The sequence below is a fragment of the Pseudomonas sp. AM4(2022) genome, from assembly GCF_036346515.1.
GTDB lineage: Bacteria > Pseudomonadota > Gammaproteobacteria > Pseudomonadales > Pseudomonadaceae > Aquipseudomonas > Aquipseudomonas paracarnis.
Genome location: NZ_JAOTNW010000009.1, coordinates 35,353 through 61,122, shown reverse-complemented (window position 1 = coordinate 61,122; position 25,770 = coordinate 35,353). Strand labels below are relative to the sequence as shown.

25 protein-coding genes are annotated in these 25,770 nt (G+C 60.2%); 14 read left to right on the top strand and 11 right to left on the bottom strand.

Going from position 1 to position 25,770, the window contains the following annotated elements:
• The first annotated feature begins 46 nt into the window (after positions 1-46).
• Both ODQ19_RS14285 and ODQ19_RS14280 read left to right on the top strand, forming a co-directional pair.
• A complete protein-coding gene (locus tag ODQ19_RS14285; RefSeq protein WP_330210393.1) occupies positions 47-2,200 on the top strand; it encodes a TonB-dependent siderophore receptor in 2,154 nt (717 codons plus the stop codon).
• Positions 2,201-2,385: 185 nt separating this feature from the next.
• Positions 2,386-3,873: a methyl-accepting chemotaxis protein gene (locus ODQ19_RS14280; RefSeq protein ID WP_330210392.1), complete on the top strand. Its 1,488-nt coding sequence runs from the start codon at positions 2,386-2,388 to the stop codon at positions 3,871-3,873.
• Positions 3,874-3,930: 57 nt separating this feature from the next.
• Here the strand turns inward: ODQ19_RS14280 and ODQ19_RS14275 are convergent, their stop codons facing one another.
• Together ODQ19_RS14275 and ODQ19_RS14270 are read right to left on the bottom strand one after the other, a co-directional pair.
• On the bottom strand, positions 3,931-4,836 hold the full coding sequence (locus ODQ19_RS14275) for a LysR family transcriptional regulator (protein WP_116667400.1): 906 nt from the start codon (positions 4,834-4,836) through the stop codon (positions 3,931-3,933).
• A 67-nt stretch (positions 4,837-4,903) separates the two neighbouring features.
• Positions 4,904-5,677: an SDR family oxidoreductase gene (locus ODQ19_RS14270; protein ID WP_032902433.1), complete on the bottom strand. Its 774-nt coding sequence runs from the start codon at positions 5,675-5,677 to the stop codon at positions 4,904-4,906.
• Positions 5,678-5,861: 184 nt separating this feature from the next.
• On the opposite strand from ODQ19_RS14270, the gene ODQ19_RS14265 reads away from it, so the two are divergent.
• Positions 5,862-6,224 (top strand): VOC family protein, encoded by a 363-nt coding sequence (locus tag ODQ19_RS14265; protein WP_330210391.1) that lies wholly within the window; start codon positions 5,862-5,864, stop codon positions 6,222-6,224.
• Between the two features lie 4 nt (positions 6,225-6,228).
• Here ODQ19_RS14265 and ODQ19_RS14260 read toward each other — a convergent pair whose 3' ends face one another.
• Entirely contained in the window at positions 6,229-6,894 is a 666-nt protein-coding gene (locus tag ODQ19_RS14260) for a TIGR02466 family protein (RefSeq protein ID WP_330210390.1), read from the bottom strand.
• A gap of 217 nt (positions 6,895-7,111) precedes the next feature.
• On the opposite strand from ODQ19_RS14260, the gene ODQ19_RS14255 reads away from it, so the two are divergent.
• Together ODQ19_RS14255 and ODQ19_RS14250 are read left to right on the top strand one after the other, a co-directional pair.
• Positions 7,112-7,360 (top strand): DUF6429 family protein, encoded by a 249-nt coding sequence (locus tag ODQ19_RS14255; RefSeq protein ID WP_003191615.1) that lies wholly within the window; start codon positions 7,112-7,114, stop codon positions 7,358-7,360.
• A gap of 61 nt (positions 7,361-7,421) precedes the next feature.
• Entirely contained in the window at positions 7,422-8,042 is a 621-nt protein-coding gene (locus ODQ19_RS14250; protein WP_330210389.1) for a LysE family translocator, read from the top strand.
• A gap of 229 nt (positions 8,043-8,271) precedes the next feature.
• Here the strand turns inward: ODQ19_RS14250 and ODQ19_RS14245 are convergent, their stop codons facing one another.
• From ODQ19_RS14245 to ODQ19_RS14230, 4 genes are all read right to left on the bottom strand, one after another.
• On the bottom strand, positions 8,272-8,787 hold the full coding sequence (locus ODQ19_RS14245; RefSeq protein WP_330210388.1) for a GNAT family N-acetyltransferase: 516 nt from the start codon (positions 8,785-8,787) through the stop codon (positions 8,272-8,274).
• A gap of 116 nt (positions 8,788-8,903) precedes the next feature.
• Positions 8,904-10,118: an aldose 1-epimerase family protein gene (locus ODQ19_RS14240; protein WP_330210387.1), complete on the bottom strand. Its 1,215-nt coding sequence runs from the start codon at positions 10,116-10,118 to the stop codon at positions 8,904-8,906.
• A gap of 269 nt (positions 10,119-10,387) precedes the next feature.
• Positions 10,388-10,954, bottom strand: coding sequence for a hypothetical protein (locus ODQ19_RS14235; protein WP_330210386.1), 567 nt, complete (start codon positions 10,952-10,954; stop codon positions 10,388-10,390).
• An 85-nt stretch (positions 10,955-11,039) separates the two neighbouring features.
• Positions 11,040-11,933, bottom strand: a complete 894-nt coding sequence (locus tag ODQ19_RS14230; protein ID WP_330210516.1) for a LysR family transcriptional regulator — start codon at positions 11,931-11,933, stop codon at positions 11,040-11,042.
• Positions 11,934-12,027: 94 nt separating this feature from the next.
• Here ODQ19_RS14230 and ODQ19_RS14225 point away from each other — a divergent pair, with 94 nt between their 5' ends.
• The 5 genes from ODQ19_RS14225 (at position 12,028) to ODQ19_RS14205 (ending at position 17,332) form a co-directional block, all read left to right on the top strand.
• Positions 12,028-13,212, top strand: a complete 1,185-nt coding sequence (locus ODQ19_RS14225; RefSeq protein WP_330210385.1) for an MFS transporter — start codon at positions 12,028-12,030, stop codon at positions 13,210-13,212.
• Between the two features lie 64 nt (positions 13,213-13,276).
• On the top strand, positions 13,277-13,996 hold the full coding sequence (locus ODQ19_RS14220; RefSeq protein ID WP_330210384.1) for an SDR family oxidoreductase: 720 nt from the start codon (positions 13,277-13,279) through the stop codon (positions 13,994-13,996).
• 65 nt (positions 13,997-14,061) lie between these two features.
• Positions 14,062-14,544: a VOC family protein gene (locus tag ODQ19_RS14215; protein WP_330210383.1), complete on the top strand. Its 483-nt coding sequence runs from the start codon at positions 14,062-14,064 to the stop codon at positions 14,542-14,544.
• A 248-nt stretch (positions 14,545-14,792) separates the two neighbouring features.
• Positions 14,793-16,169, top strand: a complete 1,377-nt coding sequence (locus ODQ19_RS14210; RefSeq protein WP_116668657.1) for a pyridoxal-phosphate dependent enzyme — start codon at positions 14,793-14,795, stop codon at positions 16,167-16,169.
• Positions 16,166-17,332: a cystathionine gamma-synthase gene (locus tag ODQ19_RS14205; RefSeq protein ID WP_330210382.1), complete on the top strand. Its 1,167-nt coding sequence runs from the start codon at positions 16,166-16,168 to the stop codon at positions 17,330-17,332. Before ODQ19_RS14210 ends, ODQ19_RS14205 begins: the two co-directional genes overlap by 4 nt.
• A gap of 174 nt (positions 17,333-17,506) precedes the next feature.
• Here ODQ19_RS14205 and ODQ19_RS14200 read toward each other — a convergent pair whose 3' ends face one another.
• A complete protein-coding gene (locus tag ODQ19_RS14200; RefSeq protein WP_330210381.1) occupies positions 17,507-19,705 on the bottom strand; it encodes an OsmC domain/YcaO domain-containing protein in 2,199 nt (732 codons plus the stop codon).
• A gap of 252 nt (positions 19,706-19,957) precedes the next feature.
• On the opposite strand from ODQ19_RS14200, the gene ODQ19_RS14195 reads away from it, so the two are divergent.
• The gene (locus ODQ19_RS14195; RefSeq protein WP_330210380.1) at positions 19,958-20,518 is read left to right on the top strand and encodes a cysteine hydrolase family protein; all 561 of its coding nucleotides are present in this window, start codon (positions 19,958-19,960) and stop codon (positions 20,516-20,518) included.
• A gap of 14 nt (positions 20,519-20,532) precedes the next feature.
• Positions 20,533-21,576, top strand: coding sequence for an NAD(P)/FAD-dependent oxidoreductase (locus tag ODQ19_RS14190; RefSeq protein ID WP_330210379.1), 1,044 nt, complete (start codon positions 20,533-20,535; stop codon positions 21,574-21,576).
• A gap of 6 nt (positions 21,577-21,582) precedes the next feature.
• Here the strand turns inward: ODQ19_RS14190 and ODQ19_RS14185 are convergent, their stop codons facing one another.
• Genes ODQ19_RS14185 through ODQ19_RS14175 form a run of 3 tightly spaced genes read right to left on the bottom strand, consistent with a single transcriptional unit; the run spans position 21,583 to position 23,298 of the window.
• Positions 21,583-22,032: an NUDIX hydrolase gene (locus ODQ19_RS14185; RefSeq protein ID WP_330210378.1), complete on the bottom strand. Its 450-nt coding sequence runs from the start codon at positions 22,030-22,032 to the stop codon at positions 21,583-21,585.
• Positions 22,025-22,822: a nucleotidyltransferase domain-containing protein gene (locus ODQ19_RS14180; protein WP_330210377.1), complete on the bottom strand. Its 798-nt coding sequence runs from the start codon at positions 22,820-22,822 to the stop codon at positions 22,025-22,027. The genes ODQ19_RS14185 and ODQ19_RS14180 overlap by 8 nt, the downstream gene beginning before the upstream one ends.
• Entirely contained in the window at positions 22,819-23,298 is a 480-nt protein-coding gene (locus ODQ19_RS14175) for an AAA family ATPase (RefSeq protein ID WP_330210376.1), read from the bottom strand. The genes ODQ19_RS14180 and ODQ19_RS14175 overlap by 4 nt, the downstream gene beginning before the upstream one ends.
• A gap of 730 nt (positions 23,299-24,028) precedes the next feature.
• Between ODQ19_RS14175 and ODQ19_RS14170 the strand changes: the two genes are divergently transcribed.
• Together ODQ19_RS14170 and ODQ19_RS14165 are read left to right on the top strand one after the other, a co-directional pair.
• Positions 24,029-24,454 carry a DUF2231 domain-containing protein gene (locus ODQ19_RS14170; protein WP_057711788.1) on the top strand — a complete coding sequence of 142 codons (426 nt, stop codon included), beginning with the start codon at positions 24,029-24,031 and terminating at the stop codon, positions 24,452-24,454.
• Entirely contained in the window at positions 24,451-25,743 is a 1,293-nt protein-coding gene (locus ODQ19_RS14165) for a PQQ-dependent sugar dehydrogenase (RefSeq protein WP_330210375.1), read from the top strand. Before ODQ19_RS14170 ends, ODQ19_RS14165 begins: the two co-directional genes overlap by 4 nt.
• Positions 25,744-25,770: the final 27 nt, after the last annotated feature.

The window sequence follows — 25,770 nt, the reverse complement described above, 5'->3', positions numbered from 1 at the left end:
CAGATTTATTATTCGCCACGGACGGCACTTGGGGAGCCCTACTTTCATGTCTGTGCAACAACGCAACGGCAACGTTTTTACACCCAGTCTGATGGCGATCACTATCGCTCTAGCCACCTCCAATGCGGCCCTTGCCGCCGACGCCGAAGCACCGGCCACCATTGAGCTGGGCGCCACCCAGGTCTCGGGGCAACAGCTTGGCGCAACCACCGAAGGCAGTGAGTCATACACCACCGGCTCGATGAAGACCGCGACCAAACTGCCGCTGACCCTGCGTGAAACTCCGCAGGCCGTCACCGTGATCACGCGCCAGCGCATGGATGACCAGGCCATGACCAGCATCAACGACGTGGTCAACGCCACGCCGGGGCTGTTCCTCAATTACTCCAACGGCCCTGGGCGGCAGGCCTTTACTGCACGCGGTTTCGATATCGACAACCTCATGTATGACGGTATCCCCAGCGGCTACAACGGTGCCTCGGTAGGCGCCCAGCCAAACCTGGCAATGTTCGACCGCGTCGAAGTGGTGCGCGGCGCTACCGGCCTGGTGACCGGCGCGGGAAACCCTTCGGCCGCCATCAACCTGATCCGCAAGCGGCCACTGGACGAGCAGAAAGTCACCCTCACCGGCGCCGTCGGCAGCTGGGACGATTACCGTGGCGAGCTCGACGCCTCCAGCCCGCTCAATGACAGCGGCACCTGGCGCGGCCGTGTCGTCACCTCTTACCGCGATGCCAACAGTTTTATCGACAAGGCCGAGCAGGATCATGGCCTGTTCTACGCCGTCACCGAAGCCGACCTGAGCGAAGACACCACTCTGACCCTCGGTTACTCGAACCAGAAGGACAAGACCAACTACTTCTGGGGCGCTTCGATGGTCGGCCTGGATGGCCGCCACCTGGGCCTGTCGCGCTCCTATAATCCAGGCACCGACTGGGAAAACAAAGACCAGGAAATCAACACCCTGTTCGCTGAGCTGCGCCAGCGCCTGGCCAACGACTGGAGCCTGCAGGTCAATGCCAACTATGCCGAACAGAACGCCTTGTTCTCCGGCTCCTACCAATCGCGCTGGACCAACAACACCCTCGCCCGCACGGTGTACCAGGCCAGCTACGATGAGAACCAGGCCGGGCTCGACGCCTTTGCCAGCGGCCCCTTCGAGGCGTTTGGCCGCACCCATGAACTGGTGGTGGGCGCCAGCAAGCGCATCTACGACATGACCACCCACAACTACAGCCCGTATGACCTCAACTGGCCGATCAATGCGGGCAAACCGAACTTCACCCGCACCAACAACGTTCGCGAAGTCACCACCCAGGACGGTTTCTACCTGACCAGCCGCCTGAGCCTGGCCGACCCGCTGAAACTGATCCTCGGCGCTCGCCTGGACTGGTACGACTACGACAACCGTGATGCCGCCGGCGACTACAAGGTCACCCGCAACCTCACCCGCTACGCCGGCCTGATCTACGACCTGGACGACCAGCATTCGGTATACGTGAGCTACAGCGACATCTTCACGCCGCAAAAAGACAAGAGCACAGCCGGCAGTCCGCTCAAGCCCATCGTCGGTAAAAATTATGAGGTTGGCGTCAAAGGCGAATATTTTGGTGGCGCGCTGAATGCCAGCGTGGCGCTGTTCCGCGTCGACCAGGAAAACCGCGCTGTGGCCGTGGTGGTGCCCAACTGCCCGCAGGCGTCGTGTGCCGAAGCCTCGGGCGAAATCCGCAGCCAGGGTATCGACTTCGAACTGCAAGGCGCCTTGACCGAAAACTGGCAGGTCGGCGGCGGCTATACCTATGCGCGCACCCACACCATCAAGGACGACGCCAACCCGCAGAAGGTCAACAAGCAATTTGATACCGACATCCCGGAACATCTGTTCAAAGTGACCACCCGCTACAATTTCCAGGGCCCGCTGGAAAAACTGCGAGTCGGCGGCAATATCTCCTGGCAGAGCCGCATGTACAACGACATCAAGCTAGCGGATGGCAGCAACTACCGGCTCCAGCAAGGCGGCTATGCCGTCACTGACTTGATGGCGGGCTATCGCGTCAACCAGCACCTGGATTTGCAGCTCAACGCCAACAACATTTTCGATCGCCACTACTACCAGTCCATCTCCAACTCAGTGACTTATGGCGGCGACTCCTATGGTAGCCCCCGCAATATGATGCTGACCGCCAAGTACAGTTTCTGAGCCCCATCGCTACCTCGGCTGCCCGCTCGGGCAGCCCTTCTTAAAGTCCCGCGCCCGCGTGCCGATAACGCGTGGGTAACCGGCAACAATCCTGAACATCTGCTTCACTCCACAGCGATGCGCCTGTGTGGCACACCGCGTGCTTGTTTGACCTCGACGCCCCCCCTCTCATGGAGTAAGAGTGAATGCCCGTCCGTTTTCTCGAGCACTATCGCAAGGCCGACCGCATCATGCTGGCATTGATCTGGCTGATGTTTCTGTTCTCCCTCGGCCTGGCGTTCTGGCACGACACCCTCATGCAGGCCGTGATCGTCGGTGGGGGCACCGGCGTGGTGCTCACGGCGCTGTACCGCGTGATTGGCGGCACCCGCGTGATGCGTTGTGCACTGGGTGCTGGTTTGATGGTGATGGCGGCGTTGCACATCAACCAGGCGCACGGGGTGATCGAATCCCACTTCGGCATTTTCGCGCTGTTGGCGGTGCTGACCTTCTACCGTGACTGGCTGCCGATCCTAGTGGCGGCACTGACCATCGCGGTGCATCACGTGGTGTTCCATGCCTTGCAACACCAGGGTTTCCCTGTGTTTGTGATGGAGCATCACGGCGGCTGGACCATGGTCTTCGTCCACGCCTTCTATGTGGTGATGGAGACCGTCGCCCTGCTCTACCTGGCCGTTCATAGCCAGGCCGAAGCGGTGGAGAGCCAGGAAATGCTTGAGAAGATGCTCGCCGTTACCTCGCAGTTCACCGTGGAAACCGCCCAAGGTGAAGGCAAGGCCCACGTGTCCCTCGCCAAGCGGTTCGACCACTTCCTGCAGCAACTCACCCACCTGATCGACGGCGTCGCTCGCGACTCCCATGGCCTGGGCCAGCTCGGCCAGGAACTGGCCAGCGCCAGCGGCACCCTGGAAAAAGGCGCACGGCATCAACTGGCGCAGATCGGCGAGATGACCGGCTCGATGCAGCGCATGGAACACGCCATGGGCCACATTACGGTGCAGGTCGAACAGGCGGTGGAGCATGCAGGCCAAGCCAGCCAACAGATTGTGCGCGGCCAGGAAAGCGTCGGCCGCGCCCAGCATGAAATCAGCCAATTGGCTTCGCGTATCAACGGCACGGAGTCGACCGTGGAATCCCTGGCGGTGCAGGCAGAGCAAATCGGCTCGGTGCTGGAAGTGATCAGCAGCATCGCCAACCAGACCAACCTGCTGGCCCTCAACGCCGCCATCGAGGCCGCCCGCGCCGGCGAGCAAGGCCGTGGCTTTGCCGTGGTGGCCGATGAAGTGCGCAGCCTGGCCCAGCGCACCGCCCTCTCCACCCAGGAAATCAAGAGCATCATTGAGGGCCTGCAACACGGCAGCCGCCAAGCCGTCGAAGCCATGCACGCCAGCCGCGAAGGCGTAGAGCGCTGTGTGGCAGACAGCCAAGTGGCCGTGGACATGCTACGGGCGGTGGGCGAGGACATCGCGCACATCGACCAACTCAACGGCCACATCGTCACCACCACCCGCGAGCAGACCTCGGCCAACCTGGAGGTCGTCGAGCGCTTGCAGTCGGTGCAAAGTATCGCCCAGAACACCGCCGACGACGTCGAGACACTCGCCCGCAGCAGCGAACGCCTGCCACCGATCGCGGTGCGGCTGGATGCGTTGGGGCGCAGGTTTCATCCTTGAGCCCAACCCGGAACATGGCGAGTCAGAGAGAACAGGTGGGCATACCGCTGGAGTGCATCAAGGTTCCAGATGCGGAGCCATCAAGGCGGCAAACCACTCGATGAACGCGCCAAGGCGACGAGAGCGTTGGCGGCGAGTCGGGTACAGGACTGAAACGCACATGGGGGCCGGCCGATAGGCCGCCATCACCTCCACCAATTCGCCGCTGTCCAATAAGTGCTGAACATCGAACAACGGCACCTGAATCAAGCCAAGCCCTGCACAGCATCCTGCGATATAGCTTTCGGCATTGTTGACCACCACGCGGCTCGGCATCATGACAGCCTGCCCGGTGCCATCGACGCAATATTCCCAGGCCGTTTCCTGGCCGCCTGCGCTCGTGCTGTAGCCGATACAGACATGCCGATTTTGCAAATCACAAGGCTGTGTGGGCACCCCGAATTCCGCCAAGTAGGCGGGGCTCGCGCAATTGACCAGCAACACTTTGCCCAACGGTTTCACCACCAGGCTGCTGTTCTGCGGGGTGCCAAAACGAATGACACAGTCAACGCCTTCCTGTACCAAATCAATGGCGCGATCGGTGGAGCCCAGGCCGAGTTGGAGCCCAGGGTAGAGGCGGAGAAACTCGGCCAACGCAGGCATCACCAGGCGCCGCGCTATGCGGCTGGGCACGTCCACTTCCAGACGGCCCATGACCTGTTCCTGATGGCTGTTAAACAGTTGGTCGATATCATCGATGTCCAGCAAGACTTGGCGCGCCTTCAGCAGTAACTGGGTGCCATCGGCGGTCAGGGAGACCTTGCGGGTTGTTCGGTGCAGCAGTCGAGTGCCGGCATTGGCCTCCAGTTGTTGAATGGCGGCCGACACGCTCGCGCGTGGCAGCCTCATCAGCCGTGCCGCTTGTATGAAACTGCCAAGCTCTGCGACCTGAACGAAGACGCGGTACTGTTCGATTCTATCCATGGGCTCTCAATGCTCGGGGGCACGGATCGATCGGCGCTCACCACGTCTGTGCCTGCGCGTTGACCGTTTACTTGGTGGTGTAGCCGCCATTGATCAAAATTGTCTGGCCAGTCACCCACCACCCGTCACTCACCAGGTTACGGATGAACGGGACCACATCCTCGATATCTGTCAGGCCCGTGCGCGAGAACGGCGACAGCGCGGCAGCCGTCTTATGGTAACTGACCGCATCTTCGCCTTCGGCCGGGTAGAAGAACGGCGTATCCATCGGCCCCGGCCCTACTGCCGTGACCGAAATACCCCGAACGCCCAGCTCCTTCGCCGCCGCACGCGTGAATTGCTCTACCGGCGCCTTGCTGCCGGCATATGCAGCGTAAAATGGCGTGAAAGCGCCCAGCAGTGAAGTGACAATAGTGCAGATCTTGCCATTGTCATTGAGGTGCTTGCCGGCTTCCTTGATAAAAAAGAACGCAGTCTTGGAATTGACGGCCATCATCTCGTCGTACTCCGCCTCCGTGATTTCAGCCATTGGCTTTTTCAGCACCTTGCCCACGGTATTGATCGCGATGTCCGGCCTGCCGACTGCCGCGACGGCATCATTGAAGAGCTTTTCCATCGCCCCCGCCGTGGTCAAGTCCGCTTGCAAGGCGACAGCCTTCGCGCCTAGCGCCTCGATAGCGGCGACGGTTGCGTTCGCGTCAGCTTGGCTGGAAGCGCTGTTGTAATGCACCACGACAGCCTTGGCGCCATGCTTGGCCAGATCGCGGGCGATCAACCCGCCAAGGTTCTTCGCACCACCCGCGATCAGTGCAACCTTGCCGTTGATTGAATGATTAGGCATGACAACATTCCTTTAGTTGGGAGAAGTACGCCGCCATTCTAGAGTGGCCCTCGACAAAGATAAGCACACCTTGGCTGGATGCACTGTTCAGAGATACTGCCTAATCACAAAGGCCCTATCGGTGAATGAAAAGGATGTGAGGTACGCTACACTCCGGCCTTGCACACCGGCCAAGGAAGCCCCCATGAGTACTCGTGGCAGAGACCGACAGATCGACAATATCGAATTCAACGTAAGCGACATTGCCCGCAGCAAAGCCTTCTACGGCGCTGCATTCGGCTGGACATTCGTCGACTACGGCCCCACCTACAGCGAGTTCAGCGATGGCCGGCTCACGGGTGGTTTCACCACCGGCGAGCCTGTGCGGCCGGGCGGCCCCTTGGTTATCGTGTACGCAGATGACTTGGACAGTGTGCAGCAGCGGCTTCAACAGCTGGGCGCGGTGATTACACGCCAGACGTTTTCGTTTCCCGGTGGCAGCCGGTTCCACTTCACCGATCCGGATGGGTATGAGTTAGCGGTGTGGAGTGTTGCATCGCTGACTTGAGCGTTCAGGCACCAAAATTGAAGGCAATGGAGATTCGCGGTCGCGTGCCTTCAAAGCGGCGTACCGAATGCATCAACCACGACGGAAACATCACGAATGTGCCCGTGGCGGCGGCGCAGGTGCTGCTGAACCCAGCAGTCAGGCAGTCTTCTACTCGCATGCGCAGGGCCGGGTTATAGGTCGAAGCCACCATGCCGCGCGGGTCCAGGAATTCCAGGTCGCCGCCCACCGCAGGGTCATCCTCGCGGCCACCGGCATCGACCCAATAAACACCGGACCAGAATGCCCCAGGGTGGCCGTGAAGTGCATTGCTGTGGCCCGCCTCATTCACGTTGACCCAGGCGTTGACCTTCCACTCGACACCGGGCTCGATGAACCCATACTGCTCGCTGTGCACGGCGGTCATTTGGGTGGCGAACTGCGTGGCAAACCTTACCAAGGCTTTACAGGCTTCCCCGCCCCACTGCGCAAAGTCATCGGCCGACTGCCAACCCCCGGCATTGCTGCGACGCGTGCCGTGAACGTCGGCTGCCATGCGCTGGACAATCTGGGCCTTGAGCTCAGCATTCAGCCTTTTCGCGTCGGGAAACTGAATGCTGGCCAATGGGCTTGGAAACAACCGCCGGATGTTGATGAGCTGCGGGTCCAGTGGGTGATCAAGGAACTGCATCGATGTTCTACCAAGTTGTGCAAGTCACTGAAAAACATACCGAATAGACGCAGTAAACTGTGTAAACCTTTGTTAAAAACTTGAGGGTTATTGATAGGTGTCGACAAGTCGGCTAAAAAAGCTTTTGCAATCGCTCAAGCACGTGACTGCATGCATTCTTGACCCGCAAATCCCAGAGGCTCGACAGGGTCTGTGTAATCCAAACGGAGTACCCATTATGGAATACGACGAAAAACTGATTGAGGAAGCCGTACTTGCCCTGCTGACCACCTTCAGCTTTGATAACGGCAACTCATGGAAAGGCCACGACTTTCAAATAATGAACCGACTCCACGAGCAAGGTTTTATCAGTAATCCGGTGAACAAAAACAAATCCATTTGGTTGACGCAGGAAGGCTTGGAACGGGGCAGGCAGATCGCCGATCGGTTGTTTGGCGCGGCACCTGAAGCGCTCGCGGGGCCATAAGCCCAGCCACGGATTGTTAACCCACGTTTAATGCCTTACGACCCGCCAACCCGGAGCCGCCATGGACCTCGCCACCCTCGCCCTCTTCCTCCCCGCCTGCTTCGCCCTGAACATGGCCCCCGGCCCCAATAACCTGCTATCCGTGAGCAACGCTACCCGCTATGGCTACCGCACCTCCTGCCTCGCCGGTCTCGGCCGTCTGCTGGCCTTCGCCGGCATGATCGCCCTCGCGTCCGCTGGCTTGGCGGTGGTACTGCAAACCTCGGAGTTGTTGTTCTACGGGATCAAGATTCTCGGCGCGGCGTATCTGTTTTACTTGGCATATCAGCTATGGCGCTCAGACCCGCAGCAGCAGGTAGAAACCGCGACGAGCAAGGTAGGCCTGTGGGCCTTGGCGCGGCAGGAATTTCTGGTGGCCGCGGGCAACCCCAAAGCGATCCTGATCTTCACCGCCTTCCTCCCGCAATTCGTGGTGCCCGGCCAACCCATCACCGCGCAGTTTGCCCTGCTGGGTGTGATGTTCCTGGCCTTGGAATGGGTGGCTATCAGCGCCTACGCCTATATGGGCCTGCATATGCGCCGCTGGTTTGCCGAGCCGAAGGGCAAGCGCCTGTTCAATCGCTGCTGCGCGGGTTTGTTGTCAGCGGCCGCGGCGGTGTTGTTGACTGCGCGTAAGGCATGAGTGAGGCGTGAATGCGCCTGTGAAGATGACCGTCATCGGCATAGGTATCCACCTAACTTCAGTACGACGCTGCACCTGTGGCGAGGTAGCTTGCTCCCGTGACGACCTGGCAGCCGACGCCAATATAATTGATGCCCCGTGATCCAAATGTGGGAGCTGGCTTGCCTGCGATGACGGCCTGGCAGCCGACAACGATCCAACTGATGCCCAAGCTGCGTAAATACCTAGGCTATCTCAACGGCAAACCATACCTCACCTCCACCAACGCCACACCGCCCCTCTCAAGATGGCGCTGTGTCCCGGCCTCCTCGACGCACCCCGCCCGGCGATAAAATCGAATCGCCCGTACATTACCGGCCAAGACCCACAGCGTTAAACGCTCATAGCCTTGCGCCAACAGGTCCTGCAAGCCGGCATTCCACAAGGCCCGCCCGACGCCGGTGTGCCAATGTTCGGCGAGTACGTAGATGGCCATGACCTCACCTGCAGTGGCCTGCACGGCGTCTTCGTCACGGCTGGCGCCTACGGCTATCCAGCCAACCACCTGCTGGCCCACCTCGGCAACCCATACCGTTGACTCACCCGAGGCAATCGAGCGAACCCAATGGGCTTCGCGCCGAGCCAGCGTTGCTTGCAATCCGCTCAAGAACTGGGCGGGCATCAGGTCACGGTAGGCGTCTTGCCAACTGCTGATATGCACTTGGGCAATGGCCTTTGCGTCGGCGGGTAATGCTCTGCGAATCACGGATAGGCTCCTGAAATACGGTTATTTCAGTATGCATGCCCATCGATGACACTTGCAGGGCGCGGGTTCCGGCGTCGATGAAGAACGCCGGGCCCGCGTGGAGGTTCCAGCCAACATCACCCCTTGGTCAAATCCACCAAAGGCGTCTGCCGCACCTCAGTCTGCCGCCCACCCTGAATCTCGCTGACCTGCTTCAAGGACCTTTCCACAGCCGCCTTATCCGTCAACAAGCTGTAGCTGATACGGAACTGCTTATGTTCCTTCGCCCCGATCGTAGGCACCAGGTTCAGTGGCCGTTGATAACGACGGTTGTACGAAAAACTCGTCCCCGGCTCCAACCCAGTGACATAGCCCTGCCCTTGGGTATCTGTGTTCTTCCACAGGGAAAACACCGGCAGTGTCTGCGTATTGAAACCAACCGAAACCCCCAGGCTACCGGCCTTGTTATGCAGCACGGTCAAGGTATCGCCCTTGGCATCGGCATACGGCACCACGTTGTAAACCGCTTCGTCATAGTCCTTGGTCGGCGCACGGTAGGTTTGCCAGTCGGCCAGTTCGCCCTTGGCTTTGTCGTTGAACGGCGACACTTGCTTCACCGGCGCAACGAAACGAGCGCCTTGCTCCAGGAACGGGGTGCTGAAGTTACTGTGATACAGCGCCTGATATTCCTTCGGATAATCGCCATTGTTAGTCAGCGTGTCGTTGAGAGCGAACACCACACTGCCAGGCTCGGTGACCAGTTCGGTCGCAACGGAGAAATCGACCTTCTTGAACGCCTGCTCTTTCAGCTCGCCGCGCAGGGTGATGGCGTACGGCGGTTTTTCATCGATATGCAGGGTGACCTTATTCGCAGGAATATTAGCGGCCCGCCCGTGCAGGGTCAGCAGCTCGCCGTTGTCGATCCCAGGGTGCCCGACCCACTCGTAGCCGCAGCGGGTGACCAGCTCATTGAAACCTTCCAGCCAACCCAGACCACCACGGCCATTGAGCTCGATGAAGGACGGATTCACCACTTCCTTGACCGGCGAATCCCAACCCATGCGCACATCGCCGACCGACGCCTGCAACACGTTCATGCCGCGAGTAGGCACTACCGAGAGCTTCATCGTGCCGTTATCGATATCGACGATGCTCACGCCCTCCTGCCGACCACCGTGCAGAGTGCGCAGAGTGACGCTGAAGGGTTTGTCGGTTTGGATGCCGAGCTGCTGGCTGGTGACCTGCCAGTTCTGGGCGGCTTTGTCGGTGTCGAGGAGCACGTAGTCCCAGGCCATGGCGTGGGAGGCGGCAGAGAGTGCGCTGAGGGCAACGAGGAGTTTTAGCGGGGTCATGGCGGTGGCCTTTATTGGAGTTGTTTGCGCTTTATAAACTCGATGAAACGTTTCAGCAAGCTTAAAAAGCGACACCACCGAGACACCCGAAGATAGCAAAGGGAAGCATTGAATCAGACAGAACGGAATTCAACCGTCAGATGGCTGACCTTATGAGCGGGGTTGAGACGCTCATGAACACTGTTTACATTCTCACTGGTCTTACCTGGGGCGCCGATGAAGACGGCATGGGCTTGCGGGCCAATTTCCAGACATTTAGGAGCATTTAGTTAGACAAAAAAATTGTCATCCTCATCAAAAATCTCAAAAAGATCCCAAGCAATCAATTTATCAAACATAAACCGCCCAGCCTGCTTAAACACATCAACAGCCAAATGTTCCACCCCGCCAACTTGAATAATCAAGTTAAACTTCATCAAATTTGAAACAGGGTCAATTAATGTAAATCGTCCTATACATCGCAGGTGCAAGTCCCGCCCTGGAGATGCGTGCTTAGAAGAATTGCATAAGGTTTGACATATCAACAAACTTTGACACTCAGCAGCCATCGCGGCTTTGAAATCTTTAAATGTCCCCGTTGGGCTGACTTGCTTTTTTTGCTCTTGGCTGCACGTCTTCCAAACCCAATCCAAAATATGCCATGCCGAAATTGCGCAGTTAAAAGCAGCGAACTCAGCTTCTTTTTCTTGTTTGAAAGGCCCTGTAGTGGAGCGTTCCTCTCGTTCGAGGTTTTGTATTTCCCATACTAGCTTCCAGACCATATCATCCAGACACCTTGCTCCAAATGCCCCCCAACCCACATCCTGCTCACTCTCTTTTGATCTGCGCTTAGACAAAGCAAACTCCAAAAAAACGGACCCATACAGTCCTAATCAAATAAATTCATCAATTGTTCAAGTCTCTTTCTTTGATTATCCTCCATTACACCCCATGCCGCTCCACCAAAAAATCCACAAACGCCCTAACCCTTGCCGGCATCGCCCCTCCCCCCACAAACACCGCATGAATCGGCTCCACATCCCCCGGATTAAATTCCTCCAGCAACACCACCAACTCCCCCCGCCTCACCTCCTCCACCACACTAAACGCCCCAATTCTCGCCACCCCCGCCCCCAGCTTCGCCAACTGCGCCAATGCTTCCCCACTATTCCCCTCAATCGTCCCCGCCACCTTCAGCGAAAACTCCCGCCCCTCCACCCGAAACGGCCAATCCGGCGCCGCCCTGCGGAAGTTGAAGCGCAGGCAGTTGTGCTGCAGTAAATCCTGCGGCGTCACGGGAGTGCCATGCCGTGCCAGGTATTCCGGTGAGGCGACGATAACCTGCCCGGTAGAGCCGATAAGGCGAGCAGTCAGGGGGCTGTCAGCGAGGGGGCCGAAGCGGATGGCGACGTCGGCCTGGCCGCCGAGAATATCCACCACTTCATCGCCGAGCATCAGGTCGACGACGATGGCGGGATAGCGAGCGCTGAAGGCGGCGATCAGGGGGACTATGGTCATGCGGCCGTGGGCCAGTGCGGCGCTGACGCGCAGGCGTCCGCGTGGGGCGCCCTGGTCGGTGATGGCGTCTTCGACTTCGGCCATGTCGGCGAGGATGCGCCGGGCGCCGCGCAGGTAGGCTTCGCCTTCGACGGTGAAGGTGATGGCGCGGGTGGTGCGCAGCAGCAGGCGAGTGCCTATGCGTTGTTCGGTGCGGGTGATGATGCGGCTGATGGCCGATGGGGTCAGCCCCAACGCCCTGGCCGCACCCGACAGACTGCCGTGCTCGGCGACCATAGTGAAGACTTCCATCTCTCCCGAGCGCCCGCCGATGTCCATTTGTGCCTCCCGCGCAAAGCTGTAGTTCCCAACCAAGGGCTACTGCTGCAAAAGGCAGGATTGTAGCATTTGGCTCACAGATGAGGAGTCACCCATGCGTATCAATCCCCCCCTTGTAGCATTGTCCGTCGGTGCCTTTGGCATCGGAGTCACAGAGTTTGCCCCTATGGGCATGTTGCCCGGTATCGCCGCTGATCTTGGCGTTTCCATCCCCGCTGCGGGGCTGTTGGTAAGCGCCTACGCCATGGGCGTGTTGATTGGCGCGCCGATCATGACCCTGGCGACGGCCAGGGTGCCCCGCCGTTATCTGCTGATCGGGCTGATGGCGATTTTTACCCTGGGTAATTTGCTGTCGGCATTGGCCAGCAACTACCAGACGCTGATGATCGCCAGGCTGGTGACGTCGCTCAATCACGGAGCGTTCTTTGGGATTGGCTCGATCGTGGCCGCAAGCCTGGTGGCGCCCGAGAAGCGCGCGGGCGCTGTGGCGGCGATGTTCATGGGGCTGACCCTCGCAACCATTGGCGGCGTGCCCCTGGCGACCTGGTTTGGCGAGAACTTCGGTTGGCGTACCGCGTTCTGGGGCATCAGTGGGCTTGGCGCGGTGGTCATGGCCGCGCTGTGGTGGGCCTTGCCCAATACTCCCGCGCCCAAGGGTGGCGGGCTGATGGCGGAAATCCGTGTGCTGGGTCGCGGGCCGGTGCTGGCCGCGTTGGCGCTGACCGTGGTGGGCTCGAGTGCGATGTTTACGGTATTCACCTACATCGCGCCGATTCTGCGCGACGTCACCCACGCTTCGACCAACTTCGTCACCGGGATGCTGGTGCTGTTCGGAGTCGGGCTCACCCTGGGCAATGTGTGGGGTGGCAAGTCAGCGGACCGCTCGGTGGACCGCACCTTGATCATCTCTCTGGTGGTGTTGATTGCCGTGCTGTTGGCCTTTTCGGTGCTGATGCAATGGCCGCTGCCCGCCGCGTTGTCGATCCTGCTGTGGGGTGCTGCCAGCTTTGCCCTGGTGCCGCCGCTGCAGATGCGGGTGATGGAGGCTGCCAAAGACGCGCCTAACCTGGCTTCGGCGATGAACATCGGTGCGTTCAATTTTGGTAATGCGATTGGTGCGGCGTTGGGGGGTGCAGTGCTCAACGCTGGGCTGGGCTACCCGGCTATTTCTCTGGCAGGCGCAATCATGGCTGGGCTGGGTTTGTTGATGGTGCTGGGTTTGGGCTGGCGTGCGCGGCGTGCAGGTTTGCAGACTTGCCCGGAAGCGGTGCAAGCCTGAGCACACGCTGGAAAGCCCTACCCAACTGGCTTATAACTACGCCCTTCAGTCAAGGAGACGCGTAATGAAAACCATGGTAGTTGGTGCCAGCAAGGGCCTGGGCAAAGCCCTGATCGAGGGGTTGGGCGAAGCCGGGGATACGCTGATCGGTGTATCCCGCAGCCGTCCTGACCAGCTCAACCACAAGGCTGATGTGCAGGTGCACTGGATCGAAGCCAACCTGGCCGAACCCGCCAAAGCTGCTCAGACCATTGAAGCTTCGGTAGCCGAGAGCGGGCTGGATACTCTGATTTACAACCTGGGTATCTGGGAAGAATTTGCCTTCGATCCGGCGTACAACTTTTTGGCCGACAGTGATGAGCAGCTCGAAGCCATTGTCACGTGCAACATCACCTCTACCTTGTTGCTGATCAAACGCCTGCTGCCGGTGCTGCTCAACAGCGCCAACCCACGGATCATCCTGACCGGCTCCACCTCCGGCCTGCCGCAAAGTGGCCGCCCTGAGGTGGCCTTTGGTGCCTCCAAGTTTGCGCTGCGCGGGATTGCCGATGCCTTGCGTGAAGGTTATCGGCATCGTCGCCTGGGCGTGACCTGCCTGAACCTCGGTTACCTGAACACCGAAGACCCGTTGAGCGCCCCCCTCGCAGTGGCGGCGCAGCGCGGCGAAGGTCAGTTGATCCCCGTACATGACGTGGTGCAGGTGGTGCGCATGACGCTGAGCTTGTCGCCGGCCAGTTTCGTCAAGGACATCACCTTGCCGGCGATTCTGGATGAGCGGTTTTAGACGGAGAAGAACGCCTGCGGCTATCGTCTAGACTTCATACACCTTTCAACCCGAGGAGCCTTGCGATGAACAACAAGAATACGATCTGCCTCTGGTACAACGGCGATGCCCTGGAGGCAGCGACCTTCTACGCGCAGACCTTCCCCAACAGCGAAGTGAAGGCCGTGCACCGTGCACCTGGCGACTTCCCATCTGGCAAGCAGGGCGATGAGTTGACCGTGGAATTCACCGTACTCGGTATCCCATGCGTGGGCCTCAATGGCGGCCCCCTGTTCAAGCACAGTGAGGCGTTTTCCTTTCAGGTGTCTACCGAGGATCAGGAGGAAACTGACCGTTTGTGGCATGCCATCATCGACAACGGTGGGCAGGCGAGTGCTTGCGGTTGGTGCAAGGACAAGTGGGGGCTGTCGTGGCAGATCTCGCCGAAGGTGTTAGTCGATGCAGTTACCAGCAAAGATCCTGCCGTCGCCAAGCGTGCGTTTGAGGCGATGATGACCATGACCAAGATCGACATTGCTACCATCGAAGCCGCCATTGCCGGGAACTGAACTGTGGGAGCGCTCGAGCCTTGGCGAGACCGCGATGGCGGTGGGTCAGGCAACATAGATGCCGACAGTACCGCCGCCATCGCAGGCAAGCCAGCTCCCACATTTGGATTGCGCGCCTCCCCCATGCGGCAAAAAAAGTCATACAACGGACGCCCGGTTGCGACACGGGCGATACCGGCCTATGTTCCAAGCCATGCTGTTTTTTTGCTGTCCCTCGCCCTACGCCCATCCCGTAACCAGGAGACGACATGCCCACGCCTTCACGTCCTGCCGTACTCGAACTGATCGGCAACACCCCGCTGGTCAAGGTCAGCCGCTTCGATACCGGCCCCTGCACGCTGTTTCTCAAGCTTGAATCGCAAAACCCCGGCGGTTCCATCAAGGACCGCATCGGCCTGGCGATGATCGACGCCGCTGAACGCGACGGTCGTTTGCGCCCTGGCGGTACCATCATTGAAGCCACCGCCGGCAATACCGGCCTGGGCCTGGCACTGGTGGGCCGGGCCAAGGGTTACCGGGTGGTGTTGGTGGTGCCCGACAAGATGTCCACGGAAAAGGTGCTGCACCTCAAGGCCATGGGCGCCGAGGTGCATATCACCCGCTCCGATGTGGGCAAGGGCCATCCCGAGTATTACCAGGATGTGGCGGCACGTTTGGCCAAAGATATTCCAGGCTCGTTCTTCGCCGACCAGTTCAATAACCCGGCCAACCCCTTGGCCCACGAGACCAGCACCGCGCCGGAGATCTGGGCGCAGACCCAGCACGACGTGGACGCCATCGTGGTGGGCGTCGGCTCGGCCGGCACCCTCACCGGTTTGACGCGTTTCTTCAAGCGCGTGCAACCCGAGCTGGCCATGGTGCTGGCCGACCCGGTCGGTTCGGTGATGGCCGAATACAGCCGCAGCGGCAAGTTGGAAACCCCTGGTTCCTGGGCCGTTGAAGGAATAGGCGAGGACTTCATCCCCTCGATCGCCGACCTGTCCAGCGTGCGTCACGCCTACTCCATCAGCGATGCCGACAGCTTCGACCACGCCCGCCAATTGCTCAAGGCCGAAGGTATCCTCGGCGGCTCATCCACCGGCACCCTGCTCGCGGCTGCCTTGCGCTACTGCCGCGAGCAAACCGAACCCAAGCGCGTGGTGACCTTTGTCTGCGACACCGGCACGCGCTACCTGTCGAAGGTTTACAACGACCAGTGGATGAACGACGCCGGCCTGCTGCAGTACAAACACTACGGCGACCTGCGCGACCTGATCGCGCGCCGCTTCGAAGACGGCCGCGTGATCAGCGTGAGCCCAGGCGACACCCTGCTCACCGCCTTCCAGCGCATGCGCCTGGCGGACGTGTCGCAACTGCCGGTGCTGGTCGATGGCCAGACCCTGGTGGGCGTCATCGACGAGTCCGACATCCTGCTGGGCCTGCACCACGACGCCGCAGACTTTTCCATGACCGTCGCCAGCGCCATGACCAACACCCTGCATACCCTGGCCCCCAGCGCCAGCCTGGCCGAACTGCAGGCCGAGCTGGATCGCGGCCTGGTCGCCATCATTGCCGATGCCTCAGGCTTTTATGGCCTGATCACCCGCGTCGACCTGCTTAACCACCTACGGAGATCCCTTGCATGAGCCAGCCCGATAAAAGCGCGTTTGCCACCCGCGTGATCCACGCCGGGCAGTCACCCGACCCGACCACGGGCGCGCTGATGCCACCGATCTACGCCAACTCCACCTACCTGCAGGACAGCCCCGGCGTGCACAAGGGCTTTGACTATGGCCGCTCCCATAACCCCACGCGCTTTGCCCTGGAACGCTGCGTGGCCGACCTTGAAGGCGGCAGCCAGGCATTTGCGTTTGCCTCGGGGCTGGCGGCGATCTCCACCGTGCTGGAACTGCTGGATGCCGGTGCGCACATCGTCTCGGGCAACGACCTGTATGGCGGCACCTTCCGTCTGTTCGACAAAGTGCGCCAGCGCAGTGCCGGGCACCGCTTCAGCTATGTCGACCTGAGCGACTTGTCGGCGTTTGAAGCGTCATTGCAGGACGACACGCGCATGGTCTGGGTCGAAACCCCAAGCAACCCGCTGCTGAGCCTGACCGACCTGCGCGCCGTCGCCCGCATCTGCCGTGCCCGCGGGATTATCTGCGTGGCCGACAACACCTTTGCCAGCCCCTGGATCCAGCGCCCGCTGGAGTTGGGCTTCGATATCGTGGTGCACTCCACCACCAAATACCTCAATGGGCATTCTGATGTGATCGGTGGTATCGCTGTTGTCGGTGACAACCCGGATTTGGCCGAGCGCCTGGGCTTCCTGCAAAACTCCATCGGCGCCATCGCCGGGCCGTTCGATGCCTTCCTGACCCTGCGCGGGGTAAAAACCCTGGCGCTGCGCATGGAGCGCCATTGCAGCAATGCCCTGGACCTGGCCACCTGGCTGGAGCAACAGCCACAAGTGTCACGGGTTCACTACCCGGGCTTGGAATCCCACCCACAGCACGACCTGGCGAAACAGCAGATGCGCGGGTTTGGCGGGATGATTTCAGTGGACTTGAACAGCGACCTGGCCGGCGCGACGCGCTTTCTGGAAAACGTGAAGATCTTCGCCCTGGCCGAGAGCCTGGGGGGCGTGGAAAGCCTGATCGAGCACCCGGCGATCATGACCCATGCCAGCATCCCGGCGGCGACGCGGGCGCAATTGGGGATTGGCGATGGGCTGGTGCGCTTGTCGGTAGGCGTTGAGGATGTGGAGGATTTGCGCGCCGATCTGGCGCAAGCCTTGGCCCACATCTAACTCAATTTCCAGGGTGGCTGTATGTGGGAGCTGGCTTGCCCACTGTAGGAGCGAGCTTGCTCGCGAAAAATCAATAGGCGCCGCGTTTATTCAGGAAACACGCGTTATCGTTGACGTTTTTCGCGAGCAAGCTCGCTCCTACAGGGGGGCTCCAGGGCAGCCCCCGCCCACATTTCAGCGCGCGGTGATATTGGCCCGCGCCGCATGCAGCTTCTTGTAGCTGTCAATCAGGCGCAAATGCCGGTCCAGGCCTTCCAGCTTCATGCTGGTCGGCGTCAGCCCATAAAAGCGCACACTGCCGTCGACCGAGCCGATCACCGCGTCCATGCGCTCATTACCGAACATGCGCCGGAAGTTGGCCTCGTAGTCAGCCAGTTCCAAGTCATCATCCAGTTCCATCTCCAGCACCGCGTTCATCGCCTGGTAAAACAGGCCGCGCTCAACGGTGTTGTCGTTGTACTGCAGGAACATCTCTACGCATTCCTTGGCCTCTTCATACTGCTTCAGCGCCAGGAATATCAGCAGTTTCAGCTCCAGGATGGTCAACTGGCCCCACGCGGTGTTGTCATCGAACTCGATGCCAATCAGCGTAGTGATGTCGGTATAGTCGTCCAGCTCGCTTTCTATCAAGCGCTCGACCAACGCCTGCAACTCCTCCTCGTTGAGGCGGTGCAGGTTGAGGATGTCTTCGCGGAAAAACAGCGCCTTGTTGGTGTTGTCCCAGATCAGGTCGTCCACCGGGTAGATTTCCGAGTAGTCCGGCACCAGGATGCGGCAGGCGGTAGCGCCCAGGTGCTCATACACCGCCATGTAGGACTCTTTGCCCATGCCTTCGAGGATGCCGAACAGCGTAGCGGCTTCCTGGGCGTTGGAGTCTTCGCCCTGGCCGGAGAAGTCCCACTCGACGAATTCATAATCGGACTGGGCACTGAAGAAGCGCCACGACACCACGCCGCTGGAGTCAATAAAGTGCTCCACGAAGTTGTTCGGCTCGGTGACCGCCTGGCCTTCGAAGGTCGGCTGCGGCAGGTCGTTCAAGCCTTCGAAACTGCGGCCTTGCAACAGCTCGGTGAGGCTGCGTTCCAGCGCCACTTCCAGGCTCGGGTGCGCGCCGAACGAAGCGAAAACGCCGCCGGTGCGCGGGTTCATCAAGGTCACGCACATTACCGGGAACTCACCGCCCAGGGACGCGTCCTTGACCAGCACCGGAAAGCCCTGGGCTTCCAGGCCTGCGATGCCCGCCAGGATCCCGGGGTACTTGGCCAGCACTTCGGCGGGGACGTCCGGCAGCGCAAATTCGCCTTCGATGATTTCGCGCTTCACCGCCCGTTCGAAAATCTCCGACAGACACTGCACCTGGGCTTCGGCCAAGGTGTTGCCTGCGCTCATGCCGTTGCTTAGGTAGAGGTTTTCGATCAGGTTGGACGGAAAATACACTACCTCGCCATCGGACTGACGCACGAACGGCAGCGAGACAATGCCACGGGCTTCGTTGCCGGAGTTGGTGTCGAACAGATGCGAACCGCGCAGCTCGCCCTCTCGGTTGTAGACTTTCAGGCAGTAAGCATCGAGGATTTCACTCGGCAGCTCATCGTTGGGGCCCGGCTGGAACCAACGCTCGTCCGGGTAATGCACGAACGGCGCGTTGGCCAGGTCCTCGCCCCAGAACTGGTCGTTGTAGAAGAAGTTGCAGTTCAGGCGCTCGATGAACTCACCCAGCGCCGACGCCAACGCGCCCTCTTTTGTCGCGCCTTTGCCGTTGGTAAAGCACATCGGCGAATGGGCGTCGCGGATATGCAGCGACCACACGTTGGGCACGATATTGCGCCACGAGGCGATCTCGATCTTCATGCCCAGGCCCGCGAGAATCGCCGACATGTTGGCGATGGTCTGCTCCAGCGGCAGGTCCTTGCCGGCAATGTAGGTGCCCGCTGCGGACGTGGAGTTGGGCATCAACAACGCCTGGGCATCGGCGTCGAGGTTCTCGACTTCCTCAATCACGAATTGCGGCCCGGCCTGCACCACTTTTTTCACGGTGCAACGGTCGATGGAACGCAGGATGCCCTGGCGGTCCTTGTCGGAGATGTCTGCGGGCAATTCGACCTGGATCTTGAAAATCTGGTTGTAGCGGTTTTCCGGGTCGACGATGTTGTTCTGCGACAAGCGAATATTCTCGGTGGGAATATTGCGCGTCTGGCAGTACAACTTCACAAAGTACGCCGCACACAACGCCGACGAAGCCAGGAAGTAGTCGAATGGCCCCGGTGCCGACCCATCGCCCTTGTAGCGGATGGGCTGGTCGGCAATGACCGTGAAGTCATCGAACTTGGCTTCAAGCCGAAGGTTGTCGAGAAAGTTGACCTTAATTTCCATGCGGGCACACCAGAATAACGAGCTAAACAAATTGGCCGCCATTATGAAGCGTTTCGCCGGGAAGTCTCAGGGTTTTGCGTATGGGCTGCTGATCGGTGCTAATGTCCAACCTGTGGGAGCGGGCTTGCTCGCGAATGCATGCTGTCAGTTGTTAAACACGTCACTGATAGACCGCATTCGCGAGCAAGCCCGCTCCCACATTTGGACTGCGTTATACCCGTTAGATAATGTTCACCACTGCCAGGACAGGCCATGGAACCGATAGCGCCGAACGCCGCACTGTTGATCATCGATATGCAAAAAGGCATGGCCGATCCCACCCTTGGCCGCCGCAACAACCCAGACGCTGAGCTGCACATACAGCAATTGCTCAATGCCTGGCGCCAGGCGCAACGCCCGATCATTCATGTGCGGCATATCTCCCGCTCTGCCGCTTCGGTGTTCCGGCCAGGCCAACCTGGCTGTGAGTTCCAGGATGCGCTGCACCCCCTGGCCCACGAGCATGTGGTGGAAAAAAACGTACCGGATGCATTCAGCGCCACGGGCCTGGAGCGCTGGCTGCGCCTGCGCTCGATCCAGCAGTTGGTGATCGTCGGGGTCATCACCAACAATTCAGTGGAATCCACCGCACGCTCGGGCGGCAACCTGGGGTTCGACGTGATCGTGGCGGCGGATGCGTGTTTTACCTTCGATCAAACCGACTTGTCGGGGCGGCTGTGGGCCGCAGAAGATGTGCATGCGATGTCGCTGAGTAACTTGGCGATGGACTATGCAAGGGTGTTCAATACCGGGGAAATCCTGGCACGCCAATAACAAGGACGGCAGATATGGTTCAAGGCAAACGTATTGTGGTCATTGGCGCCGGTATCGTGGGGGCTTCACTGGCCTACCACCTGGCCGGCAAGGGCGCGAACGTGACGGTGGTCGATGCCGGCGATGTTGCGTCCGGGGTCACGGCTACTTCATTCGCCTGGATCAACACCACCCACAACGCGCCTGACCCCATTGCCTCTTTGCGCAGTGTAGCTATCCGCGAGTATCACCGCTTGGAACAGGAGCTGCCCAGCGTAAAAATTCGTTGGACGGGCGCCCTGTGTTATGGCACGAACACCCAACCGGCGATGGCTTTACGGGTCACCCGCGAGCGTATTCGCGAGCTTGAACCGCAGTTGAAAAAACCGCCCGAGCACGCGCAGTTCAAAGCCGAAGAAGGCGCGTTGGACGCGGTACACACCACCCAGGCGTTAATAACGGGGGCCCAGGCCCACGGCGCCAAGCTGCTGACGCATACGCGGGTGTTGGGCTTCAAGACTCAGGGCTTACAGGTCACCGGCGTTGAAACCCGCCTAGGCGTCATCAATGCTGACGTAGTGGCGCTCGCCGCCGGAACGGGCACCCCAGCGCTAACGAAGCTGCTGGGTTTTCCCTTGCCGATTGACGCCTCCCCCGCGATCTTTATCCGCTACAGCGCCCCGTCCGGCATCGTGCGCACGCTTATTTCCAATGCGGCAATGGAGGTGCGCGAAAGTGCCGAAGGTATCTGGCTGGCAGCGGAAGACTTCCTGGGCGATGCCGCGCACAACCAACCGGCCGCCATTGCCCTGCGCACCGCCCGCGCCATTGCGGATGAGCTCGAAGGCATCACGTCTATCGAGCCACAATTGGCCTGCGTCGGGCTCAGGCCCATACCGGAAGATGGCATTCCCATCATTGGCGAGTTGCCAGGCCTCAGCGGTACGTATGTCTGCGCGATGCATCCCGGGGTAACGTTAGCGGCCATCGTCGGGCGGCTGGCCAGTGAAGAGATCATGGATGACAGGGCCTGCCCCGCCCTGGCCGCTTGCAGGCCGCACCGATTCTTTCCCCGCTAGAAACGGCTAAAACACCCCGGCATCTTTCAGCATTTGCGGCAACGCCTGCGGCCATACCGTATCGCTCGTCGCGCGTAGGGCCTCTGCCGACCACCAGCGATGATCCGCCATCACTTGGGCCTCCTGTACCGTCCACTCGGCCCTGGATAACGCCTCGCTGGGCGCATGCACAACGAAGTACCGCTCAACCGCCAGCACCGTTTCGCCGCAGGGTAGCATCAAGGTCACGTTGCGCTCTGCTACACATTCCCCGACGCTGCTGACGGTGATCCCGGTCTCTTCGCGCAACTCACGAATCGCGGCGCAGTGAAAGCTCTCCCCCGCCTCCACGCCACCGCCCGGCGTGGCCCAGTAATCCTGGCCGGCCAGGGCGCCGTCTTTATGCACGAAGCGAAACAGCAACACTTGCTGTGCAGGGTTTATGACCAGTAATCGTGCTGCTTTGCGTTCACGCATCTGATTGATTCCTTTCTATAAGAGCCGAAACCATCCAACTCAAAAATGCCCGTAGGCGTGTCGTAAATGCCTCGCCCTCGGCGCTCGGGTTGCGTGCCTCAAACAGGAAGTAGGCGATTTGCACGCGCATGTTCGGGTAATGCTGAACGAACAGCCCGACGTAGTCTTCCAGGGTTTGCGGCCAGGTTTGCGCATCCTCGGCTCGCAGGGTGTGGGTAGCGCGGATCAAGGCCCGCGATGCTTCCCGCTGCAGGTCAAGCCGTGTGCGTTCAGTGCTGGCCTGTTCGATGCGCAACAGGTACGCCGTAAGCGCCTGTTCAAAATCGCCGTTGACCGCCAGGGCGATGGCGCGGGACGGGCGAAACGGTTCGACGTGCAGTGACAGGTCTTCGCCCCAGAGACAGCGGCAATGATGTTTGAGCCAGAAGCCCCAACTGTTTAGGTTTTCAGGCGCCAACACTTGGGCGCGGTGGCCGATGTCAAAGTCGATCTTGGTGACGCTCGGCTGCCGTTGCTCCAGGGCGAGTCGGGCCGACTCCAATTGTTCAAGCACAGGCGCATCCGGTGGCTCGACCAGTATCAGGGAAAGGTCAAGATCAGAAATGCCGATCTCACCTTCGCCCCGTGCGATGCTGCCATACAGGTAGATCCCGTGCAGCCCCAGCTCAGGCCGGGACAAGGTAGCGCAGATATCCGTCAGCAGGGGCTGGAACTCGAGTTGTATAGGCCCATCAGCGACGTTGAGGATATAGCCGTCGGCATCGATGCCTGCAGGTTTTTGGATGTTCACGGGCGGTGCACCTCAATCACCAGACCTTCCTCTTCCCTCGGCACACTGAAATGGCGAGTGATCAGGTCGAACTCGGCATCAGTGGCGGCAAAATCGTGCTCCCCCTGGGCGTTGCGCGCATGCAGGCGCGCACGACAGGTGGCATCGTCCAGCTCCAGGTAATGCAGGCAGTGCGGCACCTTGGCTGCATGGGCCAGGCCGAGTAACCATTGACGATTGGCGACGGTATTGGCCGGAAAATCCAGCACCACATTGACGCCGTACGCCAGCAGATCGATCACCAGCGGCTCAAGTACTCCACGAACCTGCTGGGCACCGCGAAGATAGTCGGCAATGCTCTGGATCTCACCAGGGTAGAGACTGGCCAGCCACTGGTCTTCGCTGAGCACAATGGCTGCGTGCTCGGTGGCAAGGGTCTTGGCGAGTGTGGACTTGCCGGAGGCGATCTTGCCGCAGAGCAGATGCAGGGTGGGCATAACGCGATTCCTCATGTCGGGCTAGGAAGGATGAGTCATATAGCCGCTGTGGTAAACATAAGCAGGCATAGGTATCTACGTAACTTTGTGGGCTGTAGCAGCAGACGGTAACCACGATGCGAAGCGAGCCGCTCTTGATCTTGATCTGCTTTTGATCTTGATCTTAGGCGCCCCGTCAAACCACGCTGGCCGGAATTCGACAGGGATTTGGGGGGTAAACCGGCAGGGATGCCGGTTTAGCCGCCCCGCGCCATGGATGGCGCGTGGCGGCGGCCCCCCAAATCACTGGCGGATTACGGGCACACCGAGCCTGAGCGAGGTGCCGAGTGGTGGGGCAAGAGCGTTTTGCTTACTTTGCCGCTCTTGCAAAGTGAGCCGCCGTCAGGGCGGAACCCTAAGTGGCCGTTACCGAAGGAATGGATATGTACCCAATCCAACTGTGTTGACTGTCAGGCCGCATTCGCGAGCAAGCCCCCCACAGTTTGATCGCGGAGGGTTAGGTAGATAAGCGCTGGCTGTCAGGCCGTCACGGGAGCAAGCTCCCTCGCCACAGGTTCAGCGTCGCACCAAAATTGTGTAGATACCTATGCATATGCAGGGGAACGCCGGATCGAAACACATCTCGACACGCCCTCTCAGTGAACTTTCTTACAAATGCCATGCTCCTTTCCTATGCGAAGTCAGCGCGCCCTGAGTCCAGGGTGCAGAACGATAAGGAGCCGCCACCGACATGACTACCCTCCCCACTTACCCCGTCGTCAGGCCTGGGCCGTTGCATGGCACTTTGCTTGCCGGCACCGTGCCGTTGTTTCTCGGGGCCTTGCTCAGTGATATCGCCTACGGCCAGACCTACCAGATTCAATGGGCCAATTTTGCCTCCTGGCTGATCGCCGGAGCGCTGGTGTTCTGTGGTTTTGCCCTGCTGTTTGCGTTGGTCAACCTAGTGCGTGCCGAACACAAGGGCGGGCGCCCGGTGGCGTACTTCCTGTTGTTGCTGGGCACTTGGGTGCTTGGGCTGGTGAACGCCTTTCAGCATGCCAAGGATGCCTACGCCATGATGCCTGCTGGCTTGGTGCTGTCGGCGATTGTCACCGTGCTGGCGATTGTCGCCACCTGGATCGGCTTGACCAACCTGCGCTCAGGAGCTGCCCGATGAAACCACTCAACACACTGACCCTGCTCAGCGCCGCCCTGTTGCTGAGTGCCTGTGGCGGCGAAGGTGACAAGACCCAGGCGCGCGGCCCTGACCCCAAACTGCCCGAGCAACAAAGCAGCCTGTTGCCGAGCATGAAGATTGCCGAGCCCACCCCGTGGGGCGATCAAAAACCCAAGGTGCCCGAAGGCTACAGCGTCACCGCCATCGCCACCGACCTTGCGATCCCGCGCCAGACCCTGGTGTTGCCCAACGGCGATATCCTGGTGGCCGAAGGCCGAGGCGGCAGTGCGGCCAAGCTCAAGCCCAAGGACGTGATCGCCAGTGTGATCAAGGCCCAGGGCAACACCAAGGTCAAGGGCGGCAACCGCATTACGCTGCTGCGTGACGCCGACGGTGACGGCACCTATGAACTCAAGACGGTATTCGCCGACAACCTCAACGCCCCCTACGGCCTGGCATTCGCCGACGGCAAACTGTATGTGGCCAACCAGGACGCACTATTGCGTTTTGACTACGCCGACGGCCAGACCAAGGCCAGCGCCCCGCCTGTCAAAGTTACCGACCTGCCGGCGCAGATCAACCATCACTGGACCAAGTCATTGGCCGTGAGTGACGACGGGCGTCAGCTGTATGTGGGCATCGGCTCCAACAGCAACATCACCGAACGCGGCATGGAAGTGGAGATCGACCGCGCAATGGTCTGGCAGATCGATGCCGCCACCGGTGCGCATAAGCCCTACGCTACGGGCCTGCGCAATCCGACGGCGCTGACCATCCAACCGGGCTCCGGGCAACTGTGGACGGTGGTCAACGAGCGCGATGAACTCGGCCCCGACCTCGTTCCGGACTACCTGACGTCGGTGCGTGAAGGTGCCTTCTACGGCTGGCCGTACAGCTACTGGGGCCAGAACGTCGACCCTCGCGCACAACCGCAGAACCCGGCCAAGGTGGCTGCGGCGATCAAGCCCGATTACAGCCTGGGCTCCCATGTGGCCGCGTTGGGCGTGGATTTTTCCATCCCTGCCATGGGTGAAAAATTCGCTGACGGCGCGTTTGTCGGCGAGCACGGCAGTTGGAACCGTGACAACCCAGTGGGCTACAAGGTGATCTTCGTACCGTTCAGCAACGGCAAGCCGGCGGGCGAGCCCATCGACTTTGCCACCGGCTTTCGCGGCGACGATGGCAAGACCCGTGGGCGTCCAGTGGGGGTGACGGTAGACCCCAAAGGCGCGCTGATCATTGCCGACGACTTGGCCAATACGATTTGGCGCGTCACGCGTAACCAATAACCGCAGATGACAGGGGCTGCGACGCCC

Bases quoted from the DNA above. Each gene is read 5' to 3' on its own strand.
- ODQ19_RS14240 (WP_330210387.1), bottom strand. From the start codon at position 10,118: ATGACCCCGCTAAAACTCCTCGTTGCCCTCAGCGCACTCTCTGCCGCC.
- ODQ19_RS14190 (WP_330210379.1), top strand. From the start codon at position 20,533: ATGGTTCAAGGCAAACGTATTGTGGTCATTGGCGCCGGTATCGTGGGG.
- ODQ19_RS14280 (WP_330210392.1), top strand. From the start codon at position 2,386: ATGCCCGTCCGTTTTCTCGAGCACTATCGCAAGGCCGACCGCATCATG.
- ODQ19_RS14275 (WP_116667400.1), bottom strand. From the start codon at position 4,836: ATGGATAGAATCGAACAGTACCGCGTCTTCGTTCAGGTCGCAGAGCTT.
- ODQ19_RS14200 (WP_330210381.1), bottom strand. From the start codon at position 19,705: ATGGAAATTAAGGTCAACTTTCTCGACAACCTTCGGCTTGAAGCCAAG.
- ODQ19_RS14285 (WP_330210393.1), top strand. From the start codon at position 47: ATGTCTGTGCAACAACGCAACGGCAACGTTTTTACACCCAGTCTGATG.
- ODQ19_RS14265 (WP_330210391.1), top strand. From the start codon at position 5,862: ATGAGTACTCGTGGCAGAGACCGACAGATCGACAATATCGAATTCAAC.
- ODQ19_RS14255 (WP_003191615.1), top strand. From the start codon at position 7,112: ATGGAATACGACGAAAAACTGATTGAGGAAGCCGTACTTGCCCTGCTG.
- ODQ19_RS14195 (WP_330210380.1), top strand. From the start codon at position 19,958: ATGGAACCGATAGCGCCGAACGCCGCACTGTTGATCATCGATATGCAA.
- ODQ19_RS14220 (WP_330210384.1), top strand. From the start codon at position 13,277: ATGAAAACCATGGTAGTTGGTGCCAGCAAGGGCCTGGGCAAAGCCCTG.
- ODQ19_RS14170 (WP_057711788.1), top strand. From the start codon at position 24,029: ATGACTACCCTCCCCACTTACCCCGTCGTCAGGCCTGGGCCGTTGCAT.
- ODQ19_RS14230 (WP_330210516.1), bottom strand. From the start codon at position 11,933: ATGGACATCGGCGGGCGCTCGGGAGAGATGGAAGTCTTCACTATGGTC.
- ODQ19_RS14260 (WP_330210390.1), bottom strand. From the start codon at position 6,894: ATGCAGTTCCTTGATCACCCACTGGACCCGCAGCTCATCAACATCCGG.
- ODQ19_RS14225 (WP_330210385.1), top strand. From the start codon at position 12,028: ATGCGTATCAATCCCCCCCTTGTAGCATTGTCCGTCGGTGCCTTTGGC.
- ODQ19_RS14210 (WP_116668657.1), top strand. From the start codon at position 14,793: ATGCCCACGCCTTCACGTCCTGCCGTACTCGAACTGATCGGCAACACC.
- ODQ19_RS14205 (WP_330210382.1), top strand. From the start codon at position 16,166: ATGAGCCAGCCCGATAAAAGCGCGTTTGCCACCCGCGTGATCCACGCC.
- ODQ19_RS14215 (WP_330210383.1), top strand. From the start codon at position 14,062: ATGAACAACAAGAATACGATCTGCCTCTGGTACAACGGCGATGCCCTG.
- ODQ19_RS14270 (WP_032902433.1), bottom strand. From the start codon at position 5,677: ATGCCTAATCATTCAATCAACGGCAAGGTTGCACTGATCGCGGGTGGT.
- ODQ19_RS14185 (WP_330210378.1), bottom strand. From the start codon at position 22,032: ATGCGTGAACGCAAAGCAGCACGATTACTGGTCATAAACCCTGCACAG.
- ODQ19_RS14165 (WP_330210375.1), top strand. From the start codon at position 24,451: ATGAAACCACTCAACACACTGACCCTGCTCAGCGCCGCCCTGTTGCTG.
- ODQ19_RS14250 (WP_330210389.1), top strand. From the start codon at position 7,422: ATGGACCTCGCCACCCTCGCCCTCTTCCTCCCCGCCTGCTTCGCCCTG.
- ODQ19_RS14175 (WP_330210376.1), bottom strand. From the start codon at position 23,298: ATGCCCACCCTGCATCTGCTCTGCGGCAAGATCGCCTCCGGCAAGTCC.